Source organism: Bacillus cereus group sp. Sample62 (genome assembly GCF_036851315.1).
GTDB classification, from domain to species: Bacteria; Bacillota; Bacilli; order Bacillales; family Bacillaceae_G; genus Bacillus_A; species Bacillus_A wiedmannii.
The window spans coordinates 3,595,627-3,620,053 of sequence record NZ_JAFLPK010000001.1 but is presented as its reverse complement, the minus strand read 5'-3'; the positions used below and the strand labels follow the sequence as shown (position 1 = coordinate 3,620,053).

The window sequence follows — 24,427 nt, the reverse complement described above, 5'->3', positions numbered from 1 at the left end:
TTCGTTTTGAGAGGGGCAACAAGGTGGAATGGAAACCAAATCGTGCAGATAAGACGCCTGTATATAAACAAATAGCGGATTATATTGAAAGGGGCATTTCTTCAGGTGAGTTTCCTTCTGACAGCAAGTTACCTTCTGAGCGTATGTTAGCGAAAGAATTACAGGTGAACCGAAGTACGATAGTAGCTGCATATGAAGAATTAAAATCACTTGGAGTAGTAGAACGGCAAAAAGGAAGTGGGACACGGGTAAATACAGACATATGGGGTGTTTCACATAAACGAATACCGAACTGGGGTAGGTACGTTGAGGATGGATCATTCTTACCTAATGTACCACTCGTTCAACAAATTAGAACAGAAACACAAAAAGACGACTTAATTAATTTAGCGAGTGGTGAATTGTCACCAGAATTAATTCCGAGTGATAGATTCCGAACGATTTTGTCGGAGAAAACTTTTATGGAGAACCTCGGTTATGACCATCCACTTGGAAATGAAATGTTGAGAAAAACAATTGCAGCACATGTTCAGCAATATAAACAAATTGAAGCGGATTCGAATTCTATCCTTATTACATCCGGCGCACAACAGGCACTTAATCTTATCGTGCAATGCTTATTAAAACCTGGCGATGCGATTGCAATTGAGGACCCTTCGTATTGTTTTTCATTGCCGATGTTTAAATCCGCGGGGTTAAAAATATTCCATCTACCTGTTGATCAGCATGGAATGAATCCAGATGACTTAATTGATTTGCATAAAAAGCATCGTATTCGCATGGTATTTTTGAATCCAGATTATCAAAATCCAACGGGAACTGTGCTTTCATTAGCAAGACGTAAAAAGATTTTAGAACTGTCTTCTGAATTTGGGATACCGATTGTAGAAGATGATCCGTATAGCTTAACTTCATTTAATGGAGAAGTGAATCCAACATTAAAATCAATGGATCAAAACGGGAATGTTCTTTATATAAGTTCATTATCAAAAATTGTTGCATCAGGATTACGTATTGGTTGGGTAATTGGCCCAACGCGTGTAATTGAACGTTTAGCGGATGCGAAGCAGCAAGTTGATTTTGGCCATAGTGTATTTACGCAGTGGGTGGCAAATCAATTTTTAGAATCAGAAGATTTTCATGCACATATTACAATGCTTCGTGAACAATTGAAAGACAGAAGAGATGTGTTAATTAGAAAGCTTGAAGAAATATTAGGGGCCCAGGTTGAATTTTTTGTTCCAGAGGGTGGAATACATTTATGGTGCAAAGTGCAAGGAACGTTTGATGAATATCATTTACTAGGCGAATCTATACGAAATGGTGTAGCGTTTGTCCCAGGAAGTGTTTTAGGTACTAAAAGTGAATATATTCGTTTTACTTTTGGGAGAGTAAATGCCGAACAAATTCAGCTGGGAATTACGAGATTCGCGGAAACGTTAAATGAGATTTCATAATAGAGATGCGTAATATTGAAATGAGGGAAAGAAATGAAGTACGTGACGCTTTTACTTCAAGTAGGCGTGCTATATGTATTTAGTTTAGTTGGAACGTGGATTCAAGGAGTATTCCATTTATCAATGCCAGGAAGTTTAATAGGGATGTTAATGCTGTTTCTGATCCTTTCTACTCGTATTTTACCATTAAAGTGGTTTGAGGAAGGTGCGGAAAAGTTAATCTTATTTTTACCGTTATTTCTAATTCCTTCGACAACAGGGCTGATGGAATACGGGTCTTTTCTTTTCAGTAAGGGGAGTGTTACATTCCTTTTAGTAGTTGCAAGCACGGTGGTAACTTTGGTTGTTTCAGGGTATATAAGTCAATTATTAGTAACATCAAAAAAATAAAATAGACAAGGTGCACGATGCAAATGGTCTTAATTATTATTACTGTAGTAATGTATGTATTGGCGACAAAGTTATATAAAAAAATTCCGTTTCCATTTATGTTACCGGTGTTAACAGTTACAGCAAGTATGATTTGCTTATTTCTGATTTTTGGTATTTCTCATCATGAGTATAGAGCAAATGGGGGAGACATTCTTTCCGGCTTATTGAGTCCTGCAATTGTAGCGTTAGCGATACCTTTATTTAAAGAGCGAAATATACTTATGAAAAACTTTTTGTCGATACTTATCGGCGTAGCGGTAGGGATAGTGGCTTTAACGAGTATGAATGTAGTGATTGGCGGAATGTTAAATATAGATAAGGAACTCATATTAACAACAATGCCGCAATTAGCGACGATGCCTATCGCCATTTCATTAGCGGATCAAATTGGTGGTATTCCATCTATGACTTCTAGTTTTGTAGTTGTTGCAGGAATAACAGGTGCTATTATCGGACCAACAGTACTTAAGTTTTTCCGTATAACAAGTACGATTGGAAAAGGGGTGGGGATGGGCTGCGCATCACATATTATTGGTGTGAGCCGTCTCGTGAAGGAAGGCGAGAAAGAGGCGACGATTGGTTCAGTGACGATGATTGTAACCGGAATACTCATTAGTATATTTATACCTTATGGAACGAAATTTATATTTTAAAATGTAATGGAGATGATGAAAATGACAACATGGTTTATAGTGACATTATTTATTTTTGGCGCTCTTAAAGTACTAGTTTCTAGTATGCCAACTTCTGTTGTAGAATCAATTATTAGTAGATTTGAATTGCATCAAAAACTTGAAGAAGAGAATACCTCTATATCGATAGATGGAAAGAATATAGAGGGAGAAATGAAACTACAAGTTCTTCATGAATTTAATGAGGCTTTATTTTTAGATAAACATTATTTCCCACCGCACGGGGAAGGAACACCAATCGTTATTAACACGAAGAAAGGGAATAAAGAGATTAGGTTTTCTCTATATAGCCATGAGGAACATGTTGATGTAATCAAGCAATATAAGAAGAAAATCGTTGCCTACCGTTTACGTTCAAAAATTCTTCAAAATCCTGCATCATTAACAATAACCGAAGATTATGCTTAAGAAGAGATCGATTATGGTCTCTTCATTTTTGTATGAAATGATATACTTTCCAAATAAAAGAAAAGAAAATCATATAGCCAAATAAAGAATATGTATGATTCCAATCTACACTATGCATAAATAGCCCTAACTTTTCAGTAATCTGTTCAAAAATACTAGCACAAATACCGATTGAAACAATAAATAGAATTCTAGAAACTGTAGATAATGTTTTTGAAATTTGTATAAAAATCATTGTTAAAATTGGTAGTACAAACAAAGTAAAGCCAATGTTGACTGAAAATATGGATGAGAATGGTCTAACTGGAAAGGAATACATTTGTTTCGCAACAAAGAAAGCATCTAAGCAAGTTCCGATAATAGAAGAGAGTAAGGTTGTAACTGTTAATGCTAGAAAATCACTCTTCTTCTCGAAGGAGGACGTTTTTCTTTGCAAGAATTGCCAACTCAATTTTTTCGAGTGTTTTACAGTAGTCTTCTGTAATTTGTCCATTTATATTTTCCTCCTTATCTACTAAGTAATTTACAACTTGCCAGTCCGTAAACCAATCTTCACTGTCAACTTCTTCATGCCTCATATCTCGCCACGCATAGATGAGTGCAGGACTGTATATACGATAAGCGCCACTACGCAACTGGCATTTCTTTATTCGCCGCTTATAAAACTCACGGGAAAAAGATTCATTTACACTTGAAAATAAATGAGGCCAGTAATCTTTCCTTGATCCTGTATGCGGATGGTGCTGGGCCCAGCTTATTATTTGAGATAAAACATGTGTGTCTCGAAATAATAAGGAATACAACCTTTTTCCAATTAAGATTCGTTCGTGTAAGGAAGTGAAATGTTTCATTGTATCACCAAATAGTAATACTTTAAGTTTCTTATCATTTTCGTAGAATGGGAAAAGGATATGATTAAATTGAAAGAAATCAAAGAGTTTAAATCCAATACTATTAAGTACAGTCTTTTTAAATTGTATATTTTGAATCACTCTTTTTTCTAAGTAGTGTTGTTCATTAATAATAGTTGCAATGGCTAATGTTTTTTTGTTACCTGTTTTCCAAAAATCGTTCCACATCGTTTCCATAAATGTAGAAACATTTAGGTGTGGGAGAAGGTGAAATAGTTTTTGTGCTCTTTTTACGCTTTGTTCATAAAGCAGAAATTGAGGATATACATCTTGGAAAATAAGCCAATTCCCTCTTTCTAAAAAAGAAAAGAATGTAATTTGATCTTTCTCAGATAAAATTCTCGTATATAAATCGCCCTTTAAATCAGTCATATTCCAACCGCCGTTACGTGATACCATATGCCCAAGTAGTGCCCAATGTATTTCTGGATATTGAATGTAAAATTGGTAGTATGCGCGTGTTCTTGTCACATTATTTTTATTTAGCTGTTCTGTTTGTATTTTTATGTTGTTGATGATGAGTTGCTCTTCTTTCGTTAATTTATACATCGTGCCAGAATGTATGAGTTTGCTTTTTTGTTTTAATTCATTTTTTACATCAAATAGGGAGAGAGGCAGTGCTTTGGAAGGTCCGTTATATGTATGATTTGAATTGCTTCGGTACATTCCATTCCCTCCCTTTTTACATGATTATTGGATATGAATCATTCTATTTATTTTATTACGAGTATAAGAAATAAATGAGCGGTGTTTTTTACAAGGATTTAGTTATCATACAAAAAGCATAAAAAATCTTACTGTTGTGAGGTGAAATAAAAAACAGAAACTATGTTTAATAGTTTCTGTTTTTTATTTTTGTCAATTAAATGTAACAAACGACGATTATGATTTAAATCAATTGAAAATAATTCAATAAATTTTATAAATACAGTTTTAATTGAAATGTGTGGTAGGAGGAAAAGAAATGCTAAATAAAATAATTTTAATTACTGGTGGTACAGGTTCGTGGGGACATGAACTTATAAAACAACTATTAGAAAAATCACCGAAAGAAATTAGAGTTTTTTCAAGAAATGAAACGGTTCAGTTTGAAATGCAGCAACAGTTTATAAATGATGATAGATTAAAATTTATTATTGGAGATATTCGTGATAAAGGTCAACTAGCCTATGCTTGCCAAGGTGTCCATTATGTATTCCATCTTGCAGCTTTAAAACATGTTCCAGTATGTGAGTATTATCCTTATGAAGCTATAAAAACCAATATACACGGTACGCAAAATGTAATTGAAGCATCTATGCAGATGCAAGTTGAGAAAGTTATATATGTTTCAACGGATAAAGCAGCCGATCCATCAAATACGTATGGGATGACAAAAGCAATTGGTGAGAAGTTAATGGTTCATGCGAATATGCAAACGAAGAAAACAAAATTCATTTGTGTTCGTGGTGGAAATGTTTTGGGGACGAGCGGAAGTGTGGTACCACTTTTTAAAAAACAAATTAAAAAATCTTCACAAGTAGGGATTACCGATGCAAATATGACTAGATTTTTCTTAACGATTGAAGATGCTGTTGGATTGTTATTTAAAGCCGTATATCAAGGTAGAGGTGGGGAAATCTTTGTTATGAAAATGCCGGCATGTAAAATAACAGATTTAGCAGAAGTGTTAATTGAAGATTCGAAAAAGGAAAACGTGAAGGTAAAAGAAGTAGGGATAAGACCGGGTGAAAAATTAAGTGAAATGCTTTTATCTGAGGTAGAGAGTAAAACAAGTATAATTTTTGATCAAAATTATTTTGTGGTACTACCGACTATTCCTATAGAAGGGCTGCAAGAATATTATGCTAGCTATCCGCTTGTGGATGTGAAAAGTTTTAGTTCTCAACAAGACTTACTTGCAAAACACGAGGTGAAACAAATGTTATTAAAAGGAGGGTTTTTACGATGAAAAAAAATGCGAGTCTTTTAATAACTGGTGCAAATGGTTTCACAGGACGCCATGCTTGCCAATATTTTTTAGAGCAGGGCTTTCATGTATTTCCTATGTTTCAAAATCGTGCACATAGAGAAATAATTGGGAATGGTATTACTTGTAATTTAACTAATAAGAGCGAAGTAATGAAGGTAATGAAACAAATAAAGCCAGATTATGTATTGCATTTAGCAGGAAGGAATTCGGTTATAGAGTCTTGGACAGCTGCTCTTGAATATGTAGAGATTAATGTAATAGGGACATTATATTTATTAGAAGCAATTAAGCAGGAAGCACCTCACTGTAGAACGTTGGTTATAGGATCTGCTTTGCAAGCAGATAGTATGAATGAAATGAAAATTTCAAATCCATATAGTTTAAGTAAAACGATGCAAGTCATTATTGCAGAGGCGTGGAGTGAATTAATGAATTCAAATATTATCATTGCAAAGCCCTCGAATTTAATTGGTCCAGGAGTATCGAATGGTATTTGTTCTATTCTTGCAAAAAAAATGATAACTATAGAGTCGAATAAAAGTGAAGCAATTATTGAAGTAAACAGTTTGAAAGATAGTAGGGATTTTTTAGATGTACGTGATGCGGTTAAAGCGTATCATGTGTTATTACGCGATGGAACAAATGGAAAACAATATAATATTGGATCAGGGGTAAAACGGTCTTTATTAGATGTAATAGAACAATACAAAGAATTAACACAGCTGAATTTTTCCATAAAAGAAGCAGAGCATAGTGGGAGCGAATCAAATGAGAATTTAGTAATAGAGGATATAAAAAGGTTAGGTTGGGTCCCAGAAATTCAATTCCATCAATCATTAAAAGATGTACTCGAGTATGCGAAGTGTGGTGAAATCTGCATTCAATGAAAAATAAAAAGGGTGTAAGAAATATATGAATGGCTATAAAACAATAGATAATCAAAATACGCTATTTCTTTTAATTGTTGATACGTTGGACTGGAAAGATGAGGAAGAGCATGTTTTGTGTATCTATGAGGCGATAAATAAATGTCGAGCTTATGTGGAAGGTAAAAAGGATGATAGGAAAAATCCAGTAATAGGTACAGGAACTAGGCCTGTAATTCAAGTCTTTGCTCAGTATGAATGTAGTGAATATGGAAATGATTTTTATGATCTTATTAAAGATTTTTTGCAAGATATAGGATTTGAGCTAAATGTTTATATAAATAATAGTAAGTTTACTTACATTTAATAGATTAGTATAAAACAAGATTTTTAATGATAAAGGTGGATATAAATTATGAATAAAAAGATTCTCTTTACTGGGGGCGGTACAGCCGGACACGTAATGATTAATATGGTATTAATTCCTAAATTTATGGAAAAAGGATGGGGAGTTGAGTATATTGGATCTCAAAATGGAATTGAAAAACTATTAGTTCAAAATGTGAAATACAATAGTATTTCAACGGGAAAGCTTAGGCGATATTGGGATTGGGAAAACTTTAAAGATCCTTTTAAAATAATAAAAGGTTGCATACAAAGTTATAAATTGATGAAACGAATAAAACCAGATGTTATTTTTTCGGCAGGGGGATTTGTGTCCGTTCCTGTAGTAATAGGAGCGTGGATGAATAAAGTACCCGTAATAATACGTGAACCAGATAGTACGTTAGGATTAGCAAATAAAATAGCATTACCTTTTACTACAAAACTATGCACAACATTTCCTCAGACAGGAGCAAATGTAAGGAATGAGAAGAAGGTTTATGTAGGACCAATTGTAAGGGAGGAAATTGAGAGGGGCAACATATTGCGGGGAAGAAGCTATTGTAAATTTCAGCAAGATAAACCAGTATTATTAATTATGGGTGGGAGTCAAGGTGCTCAATGGATAAATGATATGGTAAGGAAAAGTTTGGAAAAATTACTGCTAAATTTTAATATTGTTCATATGTGCGGTAAAGGGAAGGTAGATTCATCTATTGGTATGGAAGGTTATATGCAATTTGAGTATATAGGGGACGAGTTGCCGCATATACTAAATATGGCGAGTGTTGTAGTTTCTAGAGCGGGTTCTACTGCTATTTCTGAATTGTTATTTTTGAAGAAACCGATGTTGCTTATCCCGTTAACTAACAGTTCCAGTAGGGGAGATCAAGTTTTAAATGCTGAATATTTTTCTCGGCAAGGATATGCGGAAGTTTTACTCCAAGACAGAATAAGTACGAATGTATTCATACATGCAGTAAATAAGTTGCATACAAATAAGGAGAGATATATTCAAAACATGAATGGATATAAGAAAACAAATGATGAGGGGATTCATCAGTTAATAGATATAATAAATGAAGTGGTGAAGTAATAGAAATTTAAATAAAAAACAAAAGGAAAGAAGGTATCTTCTTTCCTTTTTACTATAGTTGTTCAAATTCATTATTACTTATCCATATTAGCTATGTATTATGGTTGGATCCCACTTTCTAATAGCTGAGTAAATGCATGAGTATGGATAGGCTTACTATAATAGTAACCTTGAATAAACTGACATTTATTTTTTTGAAGGAAATTCACATGTTCTTTCGTTTCTACACCTTCAGCAATGACAGACATTTCTAATGTATGTGCTAATGTAATAATCGTTTTAATAATTTCCATTCCATCTTCACACGTTTCAGACATTGTAATAAATTCTCTTGGGATTTTTAACGTATCTATTGGATATAAAGGTAAATACGCTAGTGAAGAATAACCTGTACCAAAATCGTCAATTGAAATGTGGACGCCTAAACCCTTTAGTGTACGCAGCTTTATCAATGTTTCTCGCTCATCCATCATTGCAATGCGCTCTGTTAATTCAAGGTCGAGAGAACTTGCTGGTAAGCCTGTAGTTGCTAATGTAGAAGAAATAGACTTTACAAAATCTTCTTGTTCAAATTCTTTAGCAGATAAGTTTACACCAATTTTTAAATGAGAATATCCGAGTGTGTGCCAACGTTTCATTTGCTCACAGGCTTGCTGCAATGTCCACTTTCCTATTGGAATAATTTGTAGTGTTTCTTCAGCAATCGGAATAAATTCATATGGAGAAATAACGCCTAATTCGGGATGGTTCCACCTGATTAAAGCTTCAGCACCGATAATCTTGTTAGATTCGCTATCAACTTGAGGTTGATATAAAAGGAACAATTCTTCATTTTGTATTGCGCTGGGTAAATCTTTTTCTAATCGTAATCGTCTTTCAATTTTTTTAGCAATTACATCGTCATAAATAGAGACAGAGTTAAGTTCTTTTGCTTTTGCATCATACATGGCAACATTAGCATTTTTCAGAAGTGTAGCGGTATCGATTCCAGAATGTGGATAAATAGCGATGCCGATACTAAGTGATAAAGTTAATGTATGCTCATGTATGACAAACGGTTTTTCCATGCGTTCAAATAACTGGTTGCATAACTCGAATAAGGAATCTCCGTCAGTATAGTTTTCAATTAAGATTGTAAATTCATCGCCACCAATTCTTGACAGATGAGTATGTGATGGAAGACATGATTGGAGTCGCTTTGCTACTTCTTCTAATATGTAATCTCCTGACGAATGTCCAAGTGTATCATTGATTGCTTTAAAGCGATCTAAATCTAAATATAATAATGCAAACTCGCTTTCTGTCGTTTTAGCATTTTTTATAACTTTTTTTAATTTCTTATGGAAAAAGGCACGGTTCCCAATTTTCGTTACAGTATCATGGAATGCTAAATATTTTATTTCTTCTTGCTGTTTTTTTAGTGCAGTAATATCTTTCACCATAATATAACTTCCAGAAATTTGTCCGTCTATTATAATAGGGACGATGGTAACGTATAAAGAATAAGTAAAGCCATCTTTATATTTAGAACTTAGTTGCAAGTAAGCCGATTCTTGTTGTTTCACTTTTTCTAACGCAGATGCTAGTTTATATTTGTCTTCATCTAAAATAATTGAAAAACATGTTTCGCCAAGTAACTCGTTCGTTGGTGCTCCAAGTAGTATACTTCCGGCTTTATTTACATTTAAGAATACTCCATTTAAATCAATTGTAAAAATAGGATCAGGGTGATATTCATATAACGATTTGAATTTTTGTTGTTTTTGAGATAGAGCCTCAGATTTATGAACTAAATCTGAAGTCCGTAAAGTCACTTTTTCTTCTAGTTGCGCATTAAATGCCTGTAAACGTTTTGTTAGGGAATTATTTTGCATACGTACAATAGAATGACGAATGAGTACGAAAATGAAAGTAATACAATTTCCTGTAATGAGAGTTGAAGATGCTGTTTGTTCTTTTAATGTAAACCCGATTAGTATTGCAACAGCAAGATAGGGAAATACAACTAAAGCCTTTTTTCCTATTATAGGGTTCACAATGAAATAATTTTTATGGCTATTACGATCTGCTGAAATAGATCCAGCTATTGCAATAAATAATATAGGTATTCTATATAAAAGACGTAATAATGTTATCGTTTCAGTTGATAAATGGTTATTTAAGTAAAAATAAATATAGTTAAAAGTTGCAGAACTTATTAATACAAAAATAAAGATATAAATCTTCCGTTTAGAATTAAAAATTGTCGGACGGAAAAAGAGACTAACGCCTAGTAGAAGAAATAATAAATCTGCAATTGGATATAGAAATGAAAGGAAAACATCTCCTAGTGAAAGAGAGAATATATTTAAATTTGGTTGATTAAATAAATACCACTCTAATGTGAATATGGAAGTAAGTACTATACATATATCACAAATAAAGAACGCTTTTTCCCATTTATCGCATTCTTTTAAAATTTTATAACTGAAAGCGATAAGGCAAAAGAGTAGAAAAAACATGTAAAATACATCAGAAATAGTAAAACGATGTATTGGAATTTCGAAGAAGCTATCTTGATATGTATATACTATTTTTCCTAATAAAAAACTCCCAATTGCTATTGTGATACATACCCAAAATGGATTTGAACTGACTTTTTTAGAATATATAGAATAAATTAGTGATACAAATGTAATGGCTTCAACGATAAGTGAAGCGAAGCGTACATCCGAATTTGAAAAATGAGTAGGGAACAGATAAAAAAATATAAAATAGATTGAATAGCATATTAATGTTCCGATTAATATACATAGTTGTAAATTTTTATTTAATTTCAATAAAATCACCTTCTTTAATTATGCACTATATTCGTAATATCTATACATAATAATATTATTTAAGAATTGTATCAGATTTCCTTGTAAAAATCTTGTTTATAAGGAAAGTATTGAAGAGTTTAATACTTCTTAAAATTGAAAAAATATTGAGTTTGATAATATGTACTTCATCAGGATTTTAAATGGAAATTGTATATTTAGTCATCCTTTGAATTGTAAAGGTTTTTTAGTAATTTGTAAGTGGAGATGCACAATTGCATATAAAATGATGAGAATCCTCTTTCTAGCTGATCTTTTGATTGTTATAGGCTATTTTAAGTAAGGTTTTCATTTTTAATCTGAAAATTAACATTTGTAAAAATCTTACAAAAATACATAAAATAAGAACGTGTATTCTTACAGAGTGGATAGTATTTTCACTAAATAGGGAGGACTTTTTATGTTATTTCGAATGAAAGATGCAGAAGTATACTATGAAATTGTGGGTGAGGGTAAACCAGTCATTATTATACATGGTTGTGCGCCGGATCATAGGTTAATGATGAAATGTCTGGAATCAGTATTTCAAAAATATGAAGGTTATCAACGAATATATATTGATTTACCTGGAATGGGAAAGTCGAACGCTCCAGATTGGATAAATAGTTCAGATCATATATTAGAAGTGTTAACTATATTTATTGAAGAAATCATTCCAAAGGAAGATTTTTTACTAGTAGGAGAGTCTTTCGGCGGATATTTAGCTAGAGGGATACTTTCAAAAATGTTTGAGAGAGTCAATGGATTATTATTAATATGTCCTGTGGTTGTTGCGCTGCAAAAAGAAAGACGTTTACCGGATAAACAGATAATTGTACAAGATAAGGAGTTTTTAAATACGTTAACTTCTACTGAAAGAAAAGAATTTAGCGAGTTAGCAGTGGTAGCAAATGAATATACATATAAGCGATTTAAAGAAGAAATTAAGCCGGGGTTAGATGTTGCTAATTATGAATTTATTGAAAGGTTGCAAAAAAATTATTCTCTTACTATGGAGTTTCACCGAAAGAAATACGAGAAACCCGTTCTTTTATTAGCAGGAAGACAAGATATATCGGTAGGTTATCGAGATATTATAGAAATTATTGAAGATTATCCAAGAGCAACATTAGCAGTGCTTGATATGGCGGGACATAATTTGCAAATTGAACAGCCAGAACTATTCGAGAGTTTAGTAGGAGAATGGATTACACGAACAAAACAACAAAATTTATAAAAAACGAATGAATATTTTCAAGGAGGAAGTATGAATACATATATCTATATGGTTAGGCACGGTGAATCATCAAAATTAGAAGGGAGTGAAAGAACACGTGGTTTAACTGAAAAGGGAAGTTTAGACGCTCATAGAGTAACAGACATATTAAAAACAGAGGGAATCGATACTTTCATTTCAAGTCCATATAAGAGGGCTGTGTTAACGATAGAAAAAACAGCCAATTTCTATGAAAAAGAAATATTAATATATGAAAACCTTAAAGAGTGTATGTTTTCCAGTGGGGATCAAGTTATATCAGATAAAGAGGTGTATCCGCTTGTAAAGAAGATGTTCTCTAATCCTGACTTTGCACTCATGGAAGGAGAGTCATATAAGGATTGTCAGAGACGGGTAGTGAAAGTGTTAAAGGAAATATTAATGGATTTTCAAGGACAAAAAATTGTAATTGGCACACATGGGCTTGTAATGACACTCATGATGAATTATTTTGATAAGCAATACGGGTTTGAATTTCTAATACATACATCAAAGCCTGACATATATAAGCTGGAATTTAATGATGAACAATTATTGAATGTAGAAAAATTATGGATAGGAGAATGAAATTGAATATATGGAGTGTGTTTTAATTCGTACTTATAAAATATACTTTTTTTATAGAAAGCGTTTTTATCAACTATTTTTAGAATGTTGAATTAATAAGTAATTATTCAATTTCTGAATAATATAAATGGAAGTTGGTTTAAGGAAAGAATTTTAAATTTGACGAAACTCCAAACGTTGGATTTATATTCAAACAGAGAAAAAGATGTAGAATTTTGTCTTACGGTCCCCGTTTACTTTTCATTTCGTTACATATAGGCTTTGTGGTGTAAAGGGGAAAATCACCTTTATACAAAATTTATAAGGAGGACAATGTGATGAAAAAGATTAAAAAGTTTGCGGGAGTAGCTTTAGCAGGTACGATTGGATTAAGTGGACTACTGTTTTTAGAACAAAGTGTAAGCGCTGCGGAAACACAGCAGGTGAAAGAAGGAAACTTCAATGCAATTGACGTCACGATGAATCAAAGTGAATTTTATGTATTGAGTGGTAGAAGTATTGATATTCTTTCTGGAGATAAAGAAGCCATTCAGCTAAATAAATACACAATTCGTTTTAGTAAACCAGGGAAGTATGTTATTAGAGTAAATGGTTGTACTTATGACGATATATATACATTTATTGTGAATAAATAGTATGTATTCTTAAATTGTAAGATAAAAAAAGAAACACCCTATTTGCGGTGAGCATCGTAAATAGGGTGAATTTATTTGTATTAAGCTGTATTTTAAATATGTTCACTAACTTTCTCTTTGTTATGTAAAGTGTGTAAGAGGGTTTGAAATATCTTAAATGATTGCTGAAAGATTGGACTTTGAATAAAGGTGTAAAGAAAAGTTACGATGAAAACAGGACCTCCTAGCATAAATCCAATAACTAGTACAACACATTCTACTATAATTCTAGCACGGCTAATAGATAGCCCTGTTTTGTCCGAAATAGTAAGCATGAATCCATCTCGAGGGCCAGCACCAATCCCAGCCGCAACATACATCCCTCCCCCAATACCTGTAATTGCAATACCAGCAAATAAAATGAGTAAGTTTATCCATAAATAATCATTAGCGTTTGGAAGGATATTTGATTGTAAGAAAAAGTCCATAATGGGACCGATAAGTAGTGCATTTAAAAATGTACCCACATTTATATATTTTCGATCTACTAGTAAAGAAATGAGAACGAGACATAATCCACATATGACACTCCACGTACCAATGGTCCATCCAAACCTTTGGTAGAGAGCCATATTTAAAACTTCCCAAGGATGTAAACCGAGAAATTTAACTTTGACTGCAAGAGCATTTCCAAGGCCGAAAAAAATTAATCCTAAGAAAAAAAGAAAATAGCGAAAGAGAGTTAGCCTCATCTTTAAAACCTCCCATATTTTATAATTATGTATATTACATGTAAGAGTTTTAATGTACAAATATTACGACTTTTTAGCTGTTATTTAAAATTGCTAAAATACAAATGAAATATATATTAACAGTCAAAAAAGTTAAAATATTTCGTTTTAAGGATTATAATAGAGAGAGAAACATAAAAGGGAGTGGATGAGTTTGAAACAAGAACTTATTGAAAGATTTACGAGATATGTAAAGATTGATACACAATCAAATGAAGAAAGTCATACAGTACCAACAACACCTGGACAAATTGAGTTTGGTAAGTTATTAGTGGAAGAGTTAAAAGAGATTGGCTTAACAGAAGTAACAATGGATGATAATGGGTATGTAATGGCAACGCTCCCTGCTAATACGGATAAGGATGTGCCAGTAATCGGCTTTTTAGCACATTTAGATACGGCAACAGACTTTACAGGTAAAAACGTAAAACCACAAATTCATGAAAATTTTGATGGCAATGCAATTACGTTAAATGAAGAGCTAAATGTTGTGTTAACGCCAGAACAGTTTCCGGAATTACCATCATATAAAGGACATACGATTATTACAACGGATGGTACGACACTTCTAGGAGCAGATGATAAAGCTGGTCTAACTGAAATTATGGTTGCAATGAACTATTTAATACATAATCCGCAAATTAAACATGGGAAAATAAGAGTAGCATTTACGCCGGATGAAGAAATTGGTCGTGGGCCAGCGCATTTTGATGTAGAAGCGTTTGGTGCATCATGTGCTTATACGATGGATGGAGGTCCATTAGGTGGTTTAGAGTATGAAAGCTTTAATGCTGCAGGTGCTAAGTTAACGTTTAACGGAACGAATACACACCCTGGAACAGCGAAAAATAAAATGCGTAACGCAACTAAACTTGCTATGGAGTTTAATGGACACTTACCAGTAGAAGAGGCACCAGAATATACAGAAGGCTATGAAGGATTCTATCATTTACTTTCATTAAATGGTGATGTTGAGCAAAGTAAAGCGTATTATATTATTCGAGATTTTGATCGTGAAAATTTTGAGGCGCGTAAACATAACGTTGAAAATATTGTGAAGCAAATGCAAGAGAAGTATGGACAAAATGCAGTCGTTTTAGAAATGAATGATCAATACTATAACATGCTTGAAAAAATCGAACCAGTGAGAGAAATTGTTGATATTGCATATGAAGCGATGAAAAGTTTAAATATCGAACCAAATATTCATCCGATTCGTGGTGGAACAGATGGATCACAATTATCGTATATGGGATTACCAACGCCGAATATTTTCACAGGTGGTGAAAACTATCACGGTAAATTTGAATATGTTTCGGTGGATACGATGGAAAAAGCTGTTCAAGTTATTGTGGAAATCGCAAGACGATTCGAGGAACAAGCTTAAAAAAGAACCAAGTAGTGCGGATGCGCTACTTGGTTCTTTAGTATAATACTCGCCACAAATAAAAAGTTGCGTAAGACTCCCAGTTGGTCCAATTTGCCGCAAAATCTTTTATTTCCTGTTTAGTCGGTTTACTTTCAGAACCTGTTATATATTTAATTGCATTGTGCAAGCCAACATCGTCAATGGGAAAAGCGGAAGGAAATCGTAAACAGCGCATTAAAACATAGTTGGCAGTCCAAGGTCCTATACCATGTATAGCAGTTAATTGTTTTTCAGCTTGTTGCACATCTTGTATTTGCAGTAAAGATTCTTTTGATAATTTTCCTTCTGTAATAAGCTTTGCAATACCGATTACATATTCGCATTTTCTAGTCGTCATTTTTAAGTTTTTGAGATCCTCTACATGTAAATTGGCAATCCTTTCAGGAGAAGGGAATATCCAATGTTTTCTATCGTTCCATTCTACATAATTTCCAAAGTGTTCGACTAATCTTCTTTTTAGTGTATAAGCATATGTGAGATTAATTTGCTGACCGATAATTCCCCAGGAAAGTGCTTCAAATAAGTCTGGAATGCCTAAAGTACGAAGCCCATAATATTGTTCAATTGGTCCTTGAAGAAGTACATCATGTTTAGCTAATGTATGAAAGGGAGCTAAATCAGTAGTTAAATCAAACCACTCTTTTACATAGTGAGCTACAGCTTCGCATATCGATTCTTCGGATGTATATGATTCTTCTAAAAAACGTATTTGAATATTATCATCCGAGTTCATACTAATTTCAACTAAAGGATGTACATCCTGAACAGGGATAACTTTATAAATTTTGTTATCTTCAATGTGAAACATACATTCATTGTTAGAACGTGATAGATAGCGTAAATTTTCTTGGAAACTAAATTCTGTTGGAACTGCTAAAGTTAATGCGCTAGTATATTTTGCTGTCATATGCATTCTACCTGAGACTTTTCTAATGTAAGCAACACTTTCTTCATTTCTAATCCACCCCTAAAACCGGTTAGTTTACCATTCTTTCCGATAACACGATGGCAAGGAATTGTAATGAGGAGAGGGTTGGCGGCAATAGCAGTAGCAACGGCACGCACAGCAGTAGGTTTTTGCATTCTTTCGGCAATTTCTGAATAAGAATATGTCTTCCCATAAGGAATTTCACGTACCGTATTCCAAACAGATAATTGAAAATCAGTTCCGTAAGCATCGATAGGGAATGTAAAAGTTTCTCGTTTACTTTCTAAATACTCGATAACTTCTTTCGTATATGATTGTAGATAATCTGGATTACATGCCAATATATGTTGTGGCAATTTCTTTCTAGCCCATATATTTAGTTCTTCAAATTTTTCATCTTGTGATCCAATGAAGCATAGTCCATTTTCAGTTGTAGCAATATGAAACTGCCAATTTTCATGTGTAAGTAGCGTCCAATATATAAATTTATTTTTGGAGGAATTCATTTTTATATCCTTCTTTCATTTCGTTCTTTTTTCGATATTCAGTAGGAGTAAATCCGGTTTTCTTTTTAAATAAAGTTGCGAAATACTCTGGGTTTTCTATCCCGACAGCAGTACTAATTTCTTTAATGGATTGATTTGTGTGTAAAAGGTGTTCTGCCGCTTTAACGATCCTAAACTGCTGTATATATTCTATTGGACTTATTCCTGTTACTTTTTTGAAAGTACGTTGTAAATGAAATGGGCTACCATGACACACTTCCGCAAGTATGTCGAGAGTTAATAATTCGTCGAAGTGCTTTTCGATATAATCTTTAATTTGTTCTACCCACTCTTCAGTAGGTAAAGTGAGCCCATTTGGTTTACAACGTTTGCAAGGGCGAAATTTTTCACTTAATGCTTGCTCTGCATGATGAAAAATTCGTACATTGTTTCTATTCGGTATTCTTGATTTGCATGACGGTCGGCAAAAGATTCCGGTTGATTTCACAGCATAAAAGAATTTACTATCATAGGAAGAATCATTATGAATAATTGCTTGCCAATGCTCATTTGTTAACGTAATCCCTTCATTGTGCAAAGAACATCACCTCTGAAATTAGTATAACCTGAATAAAGTGCGTATGTATGTATTCACAAATGTAAGAGCAAGATTACAAAGGTGAAAATATGATTGTTTTTCTATTTTGTGATAGCATGAAATTTGAAAGTGAACATCAAGAGGAGGACTATAGGTGAAGTTAATTTCGTGGAATGTAAATGGTTTGCGAGCAGTTATCGCAAAAGGTGGATTTTTAGAATATCTTGAGGAATCAAATGCTGATATATTTTGTTTACAAGAGATTAAATTACAAGATGGGCAAATTGATTTAAATCCAGAGGGATACTATACATACTGGAATTATGCTGTGAAAAAAGGTTATTCAGGAACGGCTATTTTTTCGAAAAAAGAACCGCTATCTGTAACATACGGTTTAGGAATTGAAGAGCATGATCAAGAAGGACGAGTTATTACTTTAGAATTCGAAGATTTTTACATGATAACGTTATATACACCAAACTCAAAACGAGGATTAGAACGATTAGATTACAGAATGAAATGGGAAGATGATTTCAGGGCTTATATTAAGCAATTAGATGAAAAAAAGCCCGTTGTTTTTTGCGGTGATTTAAACGTTGCTCATAAAGAAATCGATTTAAAAAATCCAAAAAGTAATCGTAAAAACCCTGGATTCTCTGATGAGGAACGAGAGAAATTCACATGTATTTTAGAAGAAGGATTTATTGATACATATCGTTATCTGTATCCTGATCAGGAAGGTGCATATTCGTGGTGGTCGTATCGTATGGGAGCGAGAGCAAAAAATATTGGATGGCGTTTAGATTATTTTGTTGTTTCCGAAAGAATGAAAGACAAAATAACAGAGGCGAAAATTAATAGTGAAGTGATGGGATCAGACCATTGCCCAGTTGAATTACATATAAATTTCTAAAAAAAGAAGTATCTTCCTAGGATTAGGCAGATACTTCTTTTTTTATTCAGTTTGTTAAAATTTTTCAAATCTTTCTTGAAATAATTGCATATTAAATATATACTTAGTAACGATAATCATTATCAATGAAAAGTGTTATCAATGGATGAGGTGTAAAAGAATTATAGTTTAGGGGAAGTGAACGAGAATGAGTTCTGGATAGAATTATTAATCTAATGAAATATATATATGAGACAAGTTTCATATAGTTAAACTTTATTGAGAATATAGTTTGAAAATTCGAGAGGAGTTATATAAAGATGAACAAGAAGTTATTTACTTTAGGGATGGTTACAGTTTTAAGTGTAGGACTAGTAGCATGCAATAGTACGGATAAAACTTCAGGAGAACAAAAGCAACAGACAAAAGCTACGGAAACGAAAAAAGACGAAAAAAGAAAAATTACATATTTAGGTAAAGAATATACAGTGCCAGCAAAAGTAGATAAAATTGCGACAGCTAGTTTAGAGTCAATGGAAGATGCGGCGGTACTTGGCATTAAGCCGGTAGGTGCTATTACTGTTGGTGGTAAATTACCGAAGTATCTTGAAAAAGATTTAGAAGGTGCAAAATCTGTTGGTGAGAAGATGGAACCAAATTTTGAAACATTACTACAATTAAAACCAGATGTTATTACATCAAGTACGAAATTCCCAGCAGAAACAGCTGAAAAGTTCACGAAAGTAGCTCCGACATTCCCGGTATCGCACGTTTCAACAAATTGGGAAGATAATTTAAAATTAATGGGAGAATTAACTGGTAAAAAAGATAAAGCAGAAAAGATTATTAAAGATTACAATACGGATGCTGAAAAAGCAAAAGCAAAATTAGGAGATAAGTTAAAAGACAAAAAAGTACTTGTCATTAGACTTAGAGCAAACGACTTATTCCTATACCCAGAAGGAGTATACTTTAATCCTGTAATTTATAAAGATCTTGGACTAACTGCTCCAGAACAACTTAAAACGGTAAAAGCACAAGAAAAGATTTCTTTAGAAAAATTAGCTGAAGTTAATCCGGATTATATCTTCTTACAATACGAGGCAAGTGAAAATAATAAACCGAAAGTGTTAGAAGATATTGAAAATAATCCAATTTGGCAAAGTATGAATGCTGCGAAAGAAAAGAAAGTATTTGTAAACGTTGTAGATCCAATGGCACAAGGTGGTACAGCGTGGAGTAAAACAGTATTCTTAAAAGAAGCAGTGAAAAATTTATCTAAATAATACAATAAGTAAGGTGCGTTGAATGATATGCAGAAAACGAATGCGGTACCAGTAACCATTTTATGTATAGCACCCATGTTGATTTTATTTACGGTTATACTTTCTATTTTATATGGTGCTAAAAACATTGATGCTCAAACAGTGTGGAATGCATTATTTCATTTTGATTCAAGCAATGTAAATCATAATATTATTATTACTTCACGTTTACCAAGGGTGGTTGCAGCTCTTTTAGTCGGAGCATTTCTAGCCATATCAGGAGCACTTATGCAGGGGATGACAAGAAACTATCTTGCATCCCCTTCTATTATGGGTGTGACGGATGGTGCAGCTTTTGTTATTACACTTTGTATGATTTTTCTTCCGGGGATGTCATCAATCGGTATGGTTTTATGTTCAATGATTGGTTCTGCATTAGGAGCAGGTATCGTGTTTGGTTTTGGTTCGCTCCTTCAAAATGGTTTATCCCCTGTTAGGTTAGCAATTATCGGAACGGTTATTGGAACATTTTTAAGTAGTGTATCTGCTGCGATGGCTTCGTATTTCCAAATTTCTCAAAATGTTAGTTTTTGGTTTAATGCAAAGTTAGATCAAGTGGACCCTACTGTAATTAAAATCACGATACCTTTTGGGATAATTGGGATAGCTTTAGCATTATTAATATCAAAATCTATTACAATTCTTTCTTTAGGAGAAGAGGTATCTATTAATCTAGGACAACGTACAAAACTAGTTAAAGCGATGGCGATTTTATCCGTTATTCTTTTAACAGGAACAGCAGTTGCTTTAGTCGGGAAAGTTGGTTTTGTAGGTTTAATTATTCCGCATATTACTCGCTTTATAATTGGGGTAGATTATAAGTGGATTGTGCCTTGTGCAGGCGTTATTGGTGGAGTGTTCTTAGCGTTATGTGACGTTTTGAGTAGATTTGTAAACTATCCATTTGAAACACCAATTGGCGTCGTTACTTCCTTAATTGGAATTCCTTTCTTCCTTTATTTAATCCGTACAAGAGGGGGAGAGAGACATGCCTAAAAGTTCAAGTCAACGTTTCGGAATGACAATGGGGATTATTATATTTTTAATTTTTGGTGCTGTTTATATTAGTTTAACGAACGGTACGTTTGATATTACGATTACGGATGTATTTAAAACACTTTTTAGAATTGATCCAGTACCAGAACATGATCTAGTTATCTTTGATTTTCGTCTTCCACGCATCGTAATTGCTGGGTTAGTAGGATTAGGCCTCGGCGTTGCAGGTGCTGTTATTCAAGGGATTACGAGAAATGGATTGGCAGACCCAGGTATTTTAGGAGTGAATGCTGGGGCCGGCACAGCCATCGTTATTTTTATGTTTTTCTTTCAAGGGCAATTAAAGAGCACAGACTGGATGTCTATTATGATGATGCCAATGTTTGGTTTAGTCGGCGGATTAGGTGCAGCTATCATCATTTATCTGTTTTCATGGAAAAACGGTAAGCTAGACTCGCAACGTCTTTTATTAACAGGGATTGCAATTGGATCAGGATTTGGAGCATTTTCTATGTACTTATCACTCAAAATGAAGTCAACTGATTTCGAAATGGCTGCAGTTTGGGTGTCTGGAAGCATATATAGCGCAAACTGGAAGTATATTGTTGCTATGTTGCCGTGGCTTATCATATTAATTCCGCTTATACAAAAAAAAGCTTATTTATTAGATTTATTTCAATTGGAAGAAACGAGTATTACAAGTTTAGGCGTTTCAGTAGAAAGAGAGAAATCTATTTTACTACTAAGTAGTATCGGACTTGTGAGCGCATGTGTTGCTGTTTCAGGAAGTATTGGTTTCATTGGACTAATGGCACCGCATATAGCGAAAAGGCTTGTTGGTATTCAGCATAAGTACATCATTCCTACGTGCGGAGTAATCGGAATGTTTCTTGTAATTGCTTCAGACTTTATTGCAAAAACAGTTTTCACACCTGTAGAGTTACCTGTTGGGATCGTTATTTCTATTGTCGGTGTACCGTATTTCTTATATTTACTTTATAAGGCGAAAGCGTAAGAGGAGGAATAAAAGTGAGTATTTTAAGTGCAAAAAATTTAGAAACGAGTTATGAAAAGCTTACAGTGTTTCGCGATTTAAATGTGGAAATACAAGAAGGAAAAGTAACGACAATTATAGGGCCAAACGGGTGCGGTAAATCGACATTGTTAAAAACAATGGGAAGAATCTTAAAGCAAAAGAGCGGTAAAGTATATTTGCAAGGACAGGATTTAAATACAATTCCAACGAAAGAAATTGCGAAGCAGTTAGCTTTACTTCCGCAAACTCCAATTGCGCCAGGAGAGCTTAAAGTAGAAGAGTTAATTTCTTATGGACGCTATCCACATCGAAATAACGTAAATAAGTTAACTTCAAAAGATAAAGAAATGATTGATTGGGCATTAGAAATAACGAAAACTTCTGAATTTAGAACGAGACAAATTGCAAATTTATCAGGTGGTCAACGACAGAAGGTATGGCTAGCGATGGCTTTAGCACAAGAGACAGAAGTGTTACTACTAGATGAACCAACGACATATCTTGATATGTCTCATCAATTAGATGTATTACAAATTGTGGAGAAGTTAAATAAAGAACATAATTGTACGATCGTAATGGTACTACATGATATTAACCATGCAGCAAGGTTTTCAGATGAAATTATTGCAATGAAGGAAGGGGAAATCGTTACAACTGGTAGCCCGGAAGAAATCATTACAAATGAAGTGTTAAAAGAAGTATTTCATATTGATGCGCGTGTCATGATTGACCCGTATAACGGGTCTCCTGTTTGTTTTGGATACGATAGCGTTGTAACTCAAGAAGAAAAAGTAGAAATATATGTAACGAGTTAAAAGGGGGGAATATAAGATGAATACTACTATTGAAAAACAGCAGATTATTACATTTAATACAGAACAGTGGAAAATGTATTCGAAATTAGAAGGTAAGGAATATCAAATTCATATTTCAAAGCCGAGGCAACCAGCACCGGATTCAGGATATCCTGTTATATACGTATTAGATGGCAATGCCTTTTTTCAAACATTCCATGAAGCGGTTAAAATACAATCAGTTAGAGCAGAAAAAACAGGTGTTTCACCAGCCATTATAGTAGGTATTGGTTATCCAATTGAAGGGGCATTTTCAGGTGAGGAAAGATGCTATGATTTTACGCCTAGTGTAATTTCAAAAGATGCCCCTTTAAAACCAGACGGTAAACCGTGGCCTAAAACAGGAGGAGCACATAATTTCTTTACTTTTATTGAAGAAGAATTAAAACCTCAAATTGAAAATAATTATGAGATTGATAAAGGGAAGCAAACATTATTTGGGCATTCGCTAGGTGGTTTATTTGCTTTACACATACTATTTACAAACGTAAATGCCTTTCAAAGTTATTTTATTAGTAGTCCATCTATTTGGTGGAATAACCAATCTGTGCTTGAAAAAGAAGAAAACCTTATAAATGAGTTAAACAATGCAAAAGTTGAAACAGGAGTATTTCTTACAGTTGGTTCACTAGAACGAGAGCATATGGTTATAGGTGCAAATGAATTATCAGAGCGCCTTCTCCGAGTAAAACACGATCAGTTTCGATTTACGTTTTATGAAGCTGAAGGGGAGAATCATGCATCAGTTGTGCCGACCTCTTTAAGTAAAGGGTTAAGATTTATTAGTCACGTATAGAAGATGGAAAAAAGGTAAGCAATTGCTTACCTTTTTTCCTTATTGTTTAAAGGCAACGTATCCATCAATTAAAAAACTAGTAAAAAAGCGAGTGATTTGAGTAAAGCCGCATTCCTCCATGATAGTTAGTAGATTCGTTTCGGAAATAGGAAATATTTCTGTTTCAAAAGAATTTTTAAATCGGTCCCAATCTTTTAATGGAATTTGATTTTGCATCATGTGGTTGCGCCAAGCATTTAATTGTTCAGAAAATATACTTGTATGGGGTATACCATTTATTGAAGAGAGAAAGAATGGAGCACCAGGCTTTAAGCGACTACTAATTCCATTAAGCAACTCTTTTTTCTCTTTAATAGTTGGGATGAAGTGAAGAACAAGCATACAAGTAGCGGCGTCAAATAATGGATTGGTTAATAATGAATGAACAGTTCCATGTACAAAGTGAATTTGATTTTGCAAGTCTTCGTTTTTAATTCTTTTTTTAGCTAACTGTAGCATGCTTTCAGATGGATCAACACCTGTAAAAGATAAGTTGCTATGTTGTTTACCTATAGAGAGAATTTCTTGTCCACCACCAGCACCTATAACTAGTAAATTTGGATGCATATTTTCTTTAGAGAGTGTAGTAAATAAAAAATAGTTCATCATTTCATATAGGTTATAGTAGCCTGGGATTTTATATGGAATCCTTTGTTCATATGAATTTACGGTAGTATCATTCCAATTCATTTTCAACCTCCTAAGTATGTGTATTATAGGTTTATTATGGAATGAAATTATGAAGG

General features: G+C 33.6%; 26 protein-coding genes. 18 read left to right on the top strand and 8 right to left on the bottom strand.

The genetic code is table 11. From position 1 onward, the window contains the following. Positions 1 to 23: 23 nt before the first annotated feature. Genes pdxR through J0835_RS18330 form a run of 4 tightly spaced genes read left to right on the top strand, consistent with a single transcriptional unit; the run spans position 24 to position 2,989 of the window. Positions 24 to 1,457: a MocR-like pyridoxine biosynthesis transcription factor PdxR gene (pdxR, locus tag J0835_RS18345; RefSeq protein WP_087981621.1), complete on the top strand. Its 1,434-nt coding sequence runs from the start codon at positions 24 to 26 to the stop codon at positions 1,455 to 1,457. Positions 1,458 to 1,490: 33 nt separating this feature from the next. Beyond that, positions 1,491 to 1,847 (top strand): CidA/LrgA family holin-like protein, encoded by a 357-nt coding sequence (locus J0835_RS18340; protein ID WP_087981620.1) that lies wholly within the window; start codon positions 1,491 to 1,493, stop codon positions 1,845 to 1,847. 23 nt (positions 1,848 to 1,870) lie between these two features. Continuing rightward, the gene (locus J0835_RS18335) at positions 1,871 to 2,542 is read left to right on the top strand and encodes an LrgB family protein (protein WP_087981619.1); all 672 of its coding nucleotides are present in this window, start codon (positions 1,871 to 1,873) and stop codon (positions 2,540 to 2,542) included. A 21-nt stretch (positions 2,543 to 2,563) separates the two neighbouring features. Beyond that, the gene (locus J0835_RS18330; protein WP_087981618.1) at positions 2,564 to 2,989 is read left to right on the top strand and encodes a YfmQ family protein; all 426 of its coding nucleotides are present in this window, start codon (positions 2,564 to 2,566) and stop codon (positions 2,987 to 2,989) included. Between the two features lie 22 nt (positions 2,990 to 3,011). On the opposite strand, the gene J0835_RS18325 is transcribed toward J0835_RS18330, so the two are convergent. Continuing rightward, positions 3,012 to 3,425: a CBO0543 family protein gene (locus tag J0835_RS18325; protein ID WP_140386876.1), complete on the bottom strand. Its 414-nt coding sequence runs from the start codon at positions 3,423 to 3,425 to the stop codon at positions 3,012 to 3,014. After that, the gene (locus tag J0835_RS18320; RefSeq protein ID WP_087981617.1) at positions 3,388 to 4,566 is read right to left on the bottom strand and encodes a DUF2515 domain-containing protein; all 1,179 of its coding nucleotides are present in this window, start codon (positions 4,564 to 4,566) and stop codon (positions 3,388 to 3,390) included. The genes J0835_RS18325 and J0835_RS18320 overlap by 38 nt, the downstream gene beginning before the upstream one ends. Before the next feature lie 298 nt (positions 4,567 to 4,864). Between J0835_RS18320 and J0835_RS18315 the strand changes: the two genes are divergently transcribed. The 4 genes from J0835_RS18315 to J0835_RS18300 are packed head-to-tail and all read left to right on the top strand — an operon-like array spanning position 4,865 to position 8,218. After that, a complete protein-coding gene (locus J0835_RS18315) occupies positions 4,865 to 5,851 on the top strand; it encodes a UDP-N-acetylglucosamine 4,6-dehydratase family protein (RefSeq protein ID WP_087981616.1) in 987 nt (328 codons plus the stop codon). After that, positions 5,848 to 6,759 (top strand): NAD-dependent epimerase/dehydratase family protein, encoded by a 912-nt coding sequence (locus J0835_RS18310; RefSeq protein ID WP_087981615.1) that lies wholly within the window; start codon positions 5,848 to 5,850, stop codon positions 6,757 to 6,759. Before J0835_RS18315 ends, J0835_RS18310 begins: the two co-directional genes overlap by 4 nt. A 25-nt stretch (positions 6,760 to 6,784) precedes the next feature. Continuing rightward, entirely contained in the window at positions 6,785 to 7,105 is a 321-nt protein-coding gene (locus J0835_RS18305) for a DUF6572 domain-containing protein (protein ID WP_087981614.1), read from the top strand. A 48-nt stretch (positions 7,106 to 7,153) separates the two neighbouring features. After that, the gene (locus tag J0835_RS18300) at positions 7,154 to 8,218 is read left to right on the top strand and encodes an undecaprenyldiphospho-muramoylpentapeptide beta-N-acetylglucosaminyltransferase (RefSeq protein WP_087981613.1); all 1,065 of its coding nucleotides are present in this window, start codon (positions 7,154 to 7,156) and stop codon (positions 8,216 to 8,218) included. Between the two features lie 98 nt (positions 8,219 to 8,316). On the opposite strand, the gene J0835_RS18295 is transcribed toward J0835_RS18300, so the two are convergent. Continuing rightward, positions 8,317 to 11,037 (bottom strand): putative bifunctional diguanylate cyclase/phosphodiesterase, encoded by a 2,721-nt coding sequence (locus J0835_RS18295; RefSeq protein WP_140386875.1) that lies wholly within the window; start codon positions 11,035 to 11,037, stop codon positions 8,317 to 8,319. 439 nt (positions 11,038 to 11,476) lie between these two features. Here J0835_RS18295 and J0835_RS18290 point away from each other — a divergent pair, with 439 nt between their 5' ends. The 3 genes from J0835_RS18290 (at position 11,477) to J0835_RS18280 (ending at position 13,533) form a co-directional block, all read left to right on the top strand. Further along, complete coding sequence (locus tag J0835_RS18290; RefSeq protein ID WP_087981611.1) at positions 11,477 to 12,292, top strand: alpha/beta fold hydrolase; 816 nt, start codon at positions 11,477 to 11,479, stop codon at positions 12,290 to 12,292. A gap of 30 nt (positions 12,293 to 12,322) precedes the next feature. After that, positions 12,323 to 12,898 (top strand): histidine phosphatase family protein, encoded by a 576-nt coding sequence (locus tag J0835_RS18285; protein ID WP_087981610.1) that lies wholly within the window; start codon positions 12,323 to 12,325, stop codon positions 12,896 to 12,898. 317 nt (positions 12,899 to 13,215) lie between these two features. Continuing rightward, positions 13,216 to 13,533 carry a hypothetical protein gene (locus J0835_RS18280; protein WP_087981609.1) on the top strand — a complete coding sequence of 106 codons (318 nt, stop codon included), beginning with the start codon at positions 13,216 to 13,218 and terminating at the stop codon, positions 13,531 to 13,533. 92 nt (positions 13,534 to 13,625) lie between these two features. Here J0835_RS18280 and J0835_RS18275 read toward each other — a convergent pair whose 3' ends face one another. Continuing rightward, positions 13,626 to 14,264 (bottom strand): YczE/YyaS/YitT family protein, encoded by a 639-nt coding sequence (locus J0835_RS18275; protein WP_087981608.1) that lies wholly within the window; start codon positions 14,262 to 14,264, stop codon positions 13,626 to 13,628. Between the two features lie 193 nt (positions 14,265 to 14,457). Here J0835_RS18275 and pepT point away from each other — a divergent pair, with 193 nt between their 5' ends. Continuing rightward, positions 14,458 to 15,690 (top strand): peptidase T, encoded by a 1,233-nt coding sequence (gene pepT / locus J0835_RS18270; protein WP_061672290.1) that lies wholly within the window; start codon positions 14,458 to 14,460, stop codon positions 15,688 to 15,690. Positions 15,691 to 15,727: 37 nt separating this feature from the next. Here the strand turns inward: pepT and J0835_RS18265 are convergent, their stop codons facing one another. The 3 genes from J0835_RS18265 to J0835_RS18255 are packed head-to-tail and all read right to left on the bottom strand — an operon-like array spanning position 15,728 to position 17,743. After that, on the bottom strand, positions 15,728 to 16,639 hold the full coding sequence (locus J0835_RS18265) for a DNA-3-methyladenine glycosylase family protein (protein WP_087981607.1): 912 nt from the start codon (positions 16,637 to 16,639) through the stop codon (positions 15,728 to 15,730). Beyond that, positions 16,636 to 17,166 carry a methylated-DNA--[protein]-cysteine S-methyltransferase gene (locus J0835_RS18260; protein ID WP_087981606.1) on the bottom strand — a complete coding sequence of 177 codons (531 nt, stop codon included), beginning with the start codon at positions 17,164 to 17,166 and terminating at the stop codon, positions 16,636 to 16,638. Before J0835_RS18260 ends, J0835_RS18265 begins: the two co-directional genes overlap by 4 nt. Next, complete coding sequence (locus J0835_RS18255) at positions 17,147 to 17,743, bottom strand: bifunctional transcriptional activator/DNA repair enzyme AdaA (RefSeq protein WP_087981605.1); 597 nt, start codon at positions 17,741 to 17,743, stop codon at positions 17,147 to 17,149. Before J0835_RS18255 ends, J0835_RS18260 begins: the two co-directional genes overlap by 20 nt. 154 nt (positions 17,744 to 17,897) lie before the next feature. Here J0835_RS18255 and J0835_RS18250 point away from each other — a divergent pair, with 154 nt between their 5' ends. From J0835_RS18250 to J0835_RS18225, 6 genes are all read left to right on the top strand, one after another. Further along, positions 17,898 to 18,656: an exodeoxyribonuclease III gene (locus J0835_RS18250; RefSeq protein ID WP_048545879.1), complete on the top strand. Its 759-nt coding sequence runs from the start codon at positions 17,898 to 17,900 to the stop codon at positions 18,654 to 18,656. A gap of 299 nt (positions 18,657 to 18,955) precedes the next feature. Continuing rightward, a complete protein-coding gene (locus J0835_RS18245; protein ID WP_087981604.1) occupies positions 18,956 to 19,921 on the top strand; it encodes an iron-hydroxamate ABC transporter substrate-binding protein in 966 nt (321 codons plus the stop codon). 27 nt (positions 19,922 to 19,948) lie between these two features. Next, positions 19,949 to 20,956: a FecCD family ABC transporter permease gene (locus J0835_RS18240; protein WP_087981603.1), complete on the top strand. Its 1,008-nt coding sequence runs from the start codon at positions 19,949 to 19,951 to the stop codon at positions 20,954 to 20,956. Beyond that, positions 20,949 to 21,971 (top strand): FecCD family ABC transporter permease, encoded by a 1,023-nt coding sequence (locus tag J0835_RS18235; protein ID WP_087981602.1) that lies wholly within the window; start codon positions 20,949 to 20,951, stop codon positions 21,969 to 21,971. The genes J0835_RS18240 and J0835_RS18235 overlap by 8 nt, the downstream gene beginning before the upstream one ends. Positions 21,972 to 21,985: 14 nt before the next feature. Beyond that, positions 21,986 to 22,807 carry an ABC transporter ATP-binding protein gene (locus tag J0835_RS18230; RefSeq protein WP_087981601.1) on the top strand — a complete coding sequence of 274 codons (822 nt, stop codon included), beginning with the start codon at positions 21,986 to 21,988 and terminating at the stop codon, positions 22,805 to 22,807. Between the two features lie 16 nt (positions 22,808 to 22,823). Beyond that, complete coding sequence (locus J0835_RS18225; RefSeq protein WP_087981600.1) at positions 22,824 to 23,642, top strand: alpha/beta hydrolase; 819 nt, start codon at positions 22,824 to 22,826, stop codon at positions 23,640 to 23,642. A gap of 39 nt (positions 23,643 to 23,681) precedes the next feature. Here the strand turns inward: J0835_RS18225 and J0835_RS18220 are convergent, their stop codons facing one another. Next, complete coding sequence (locus tag J0835_RS18220; RefSeq protein ID WP_087981599.1) at positions 23,682 to 24,371, bottom strand: class I SAM-dependent methyltransferase; 690 nt, start codon at positions 24,369 to 24,371, stop codon at positions 23,682 to 23,684. Positions 24,372 to 24,427: the final 56 nt, after the last annotated feature.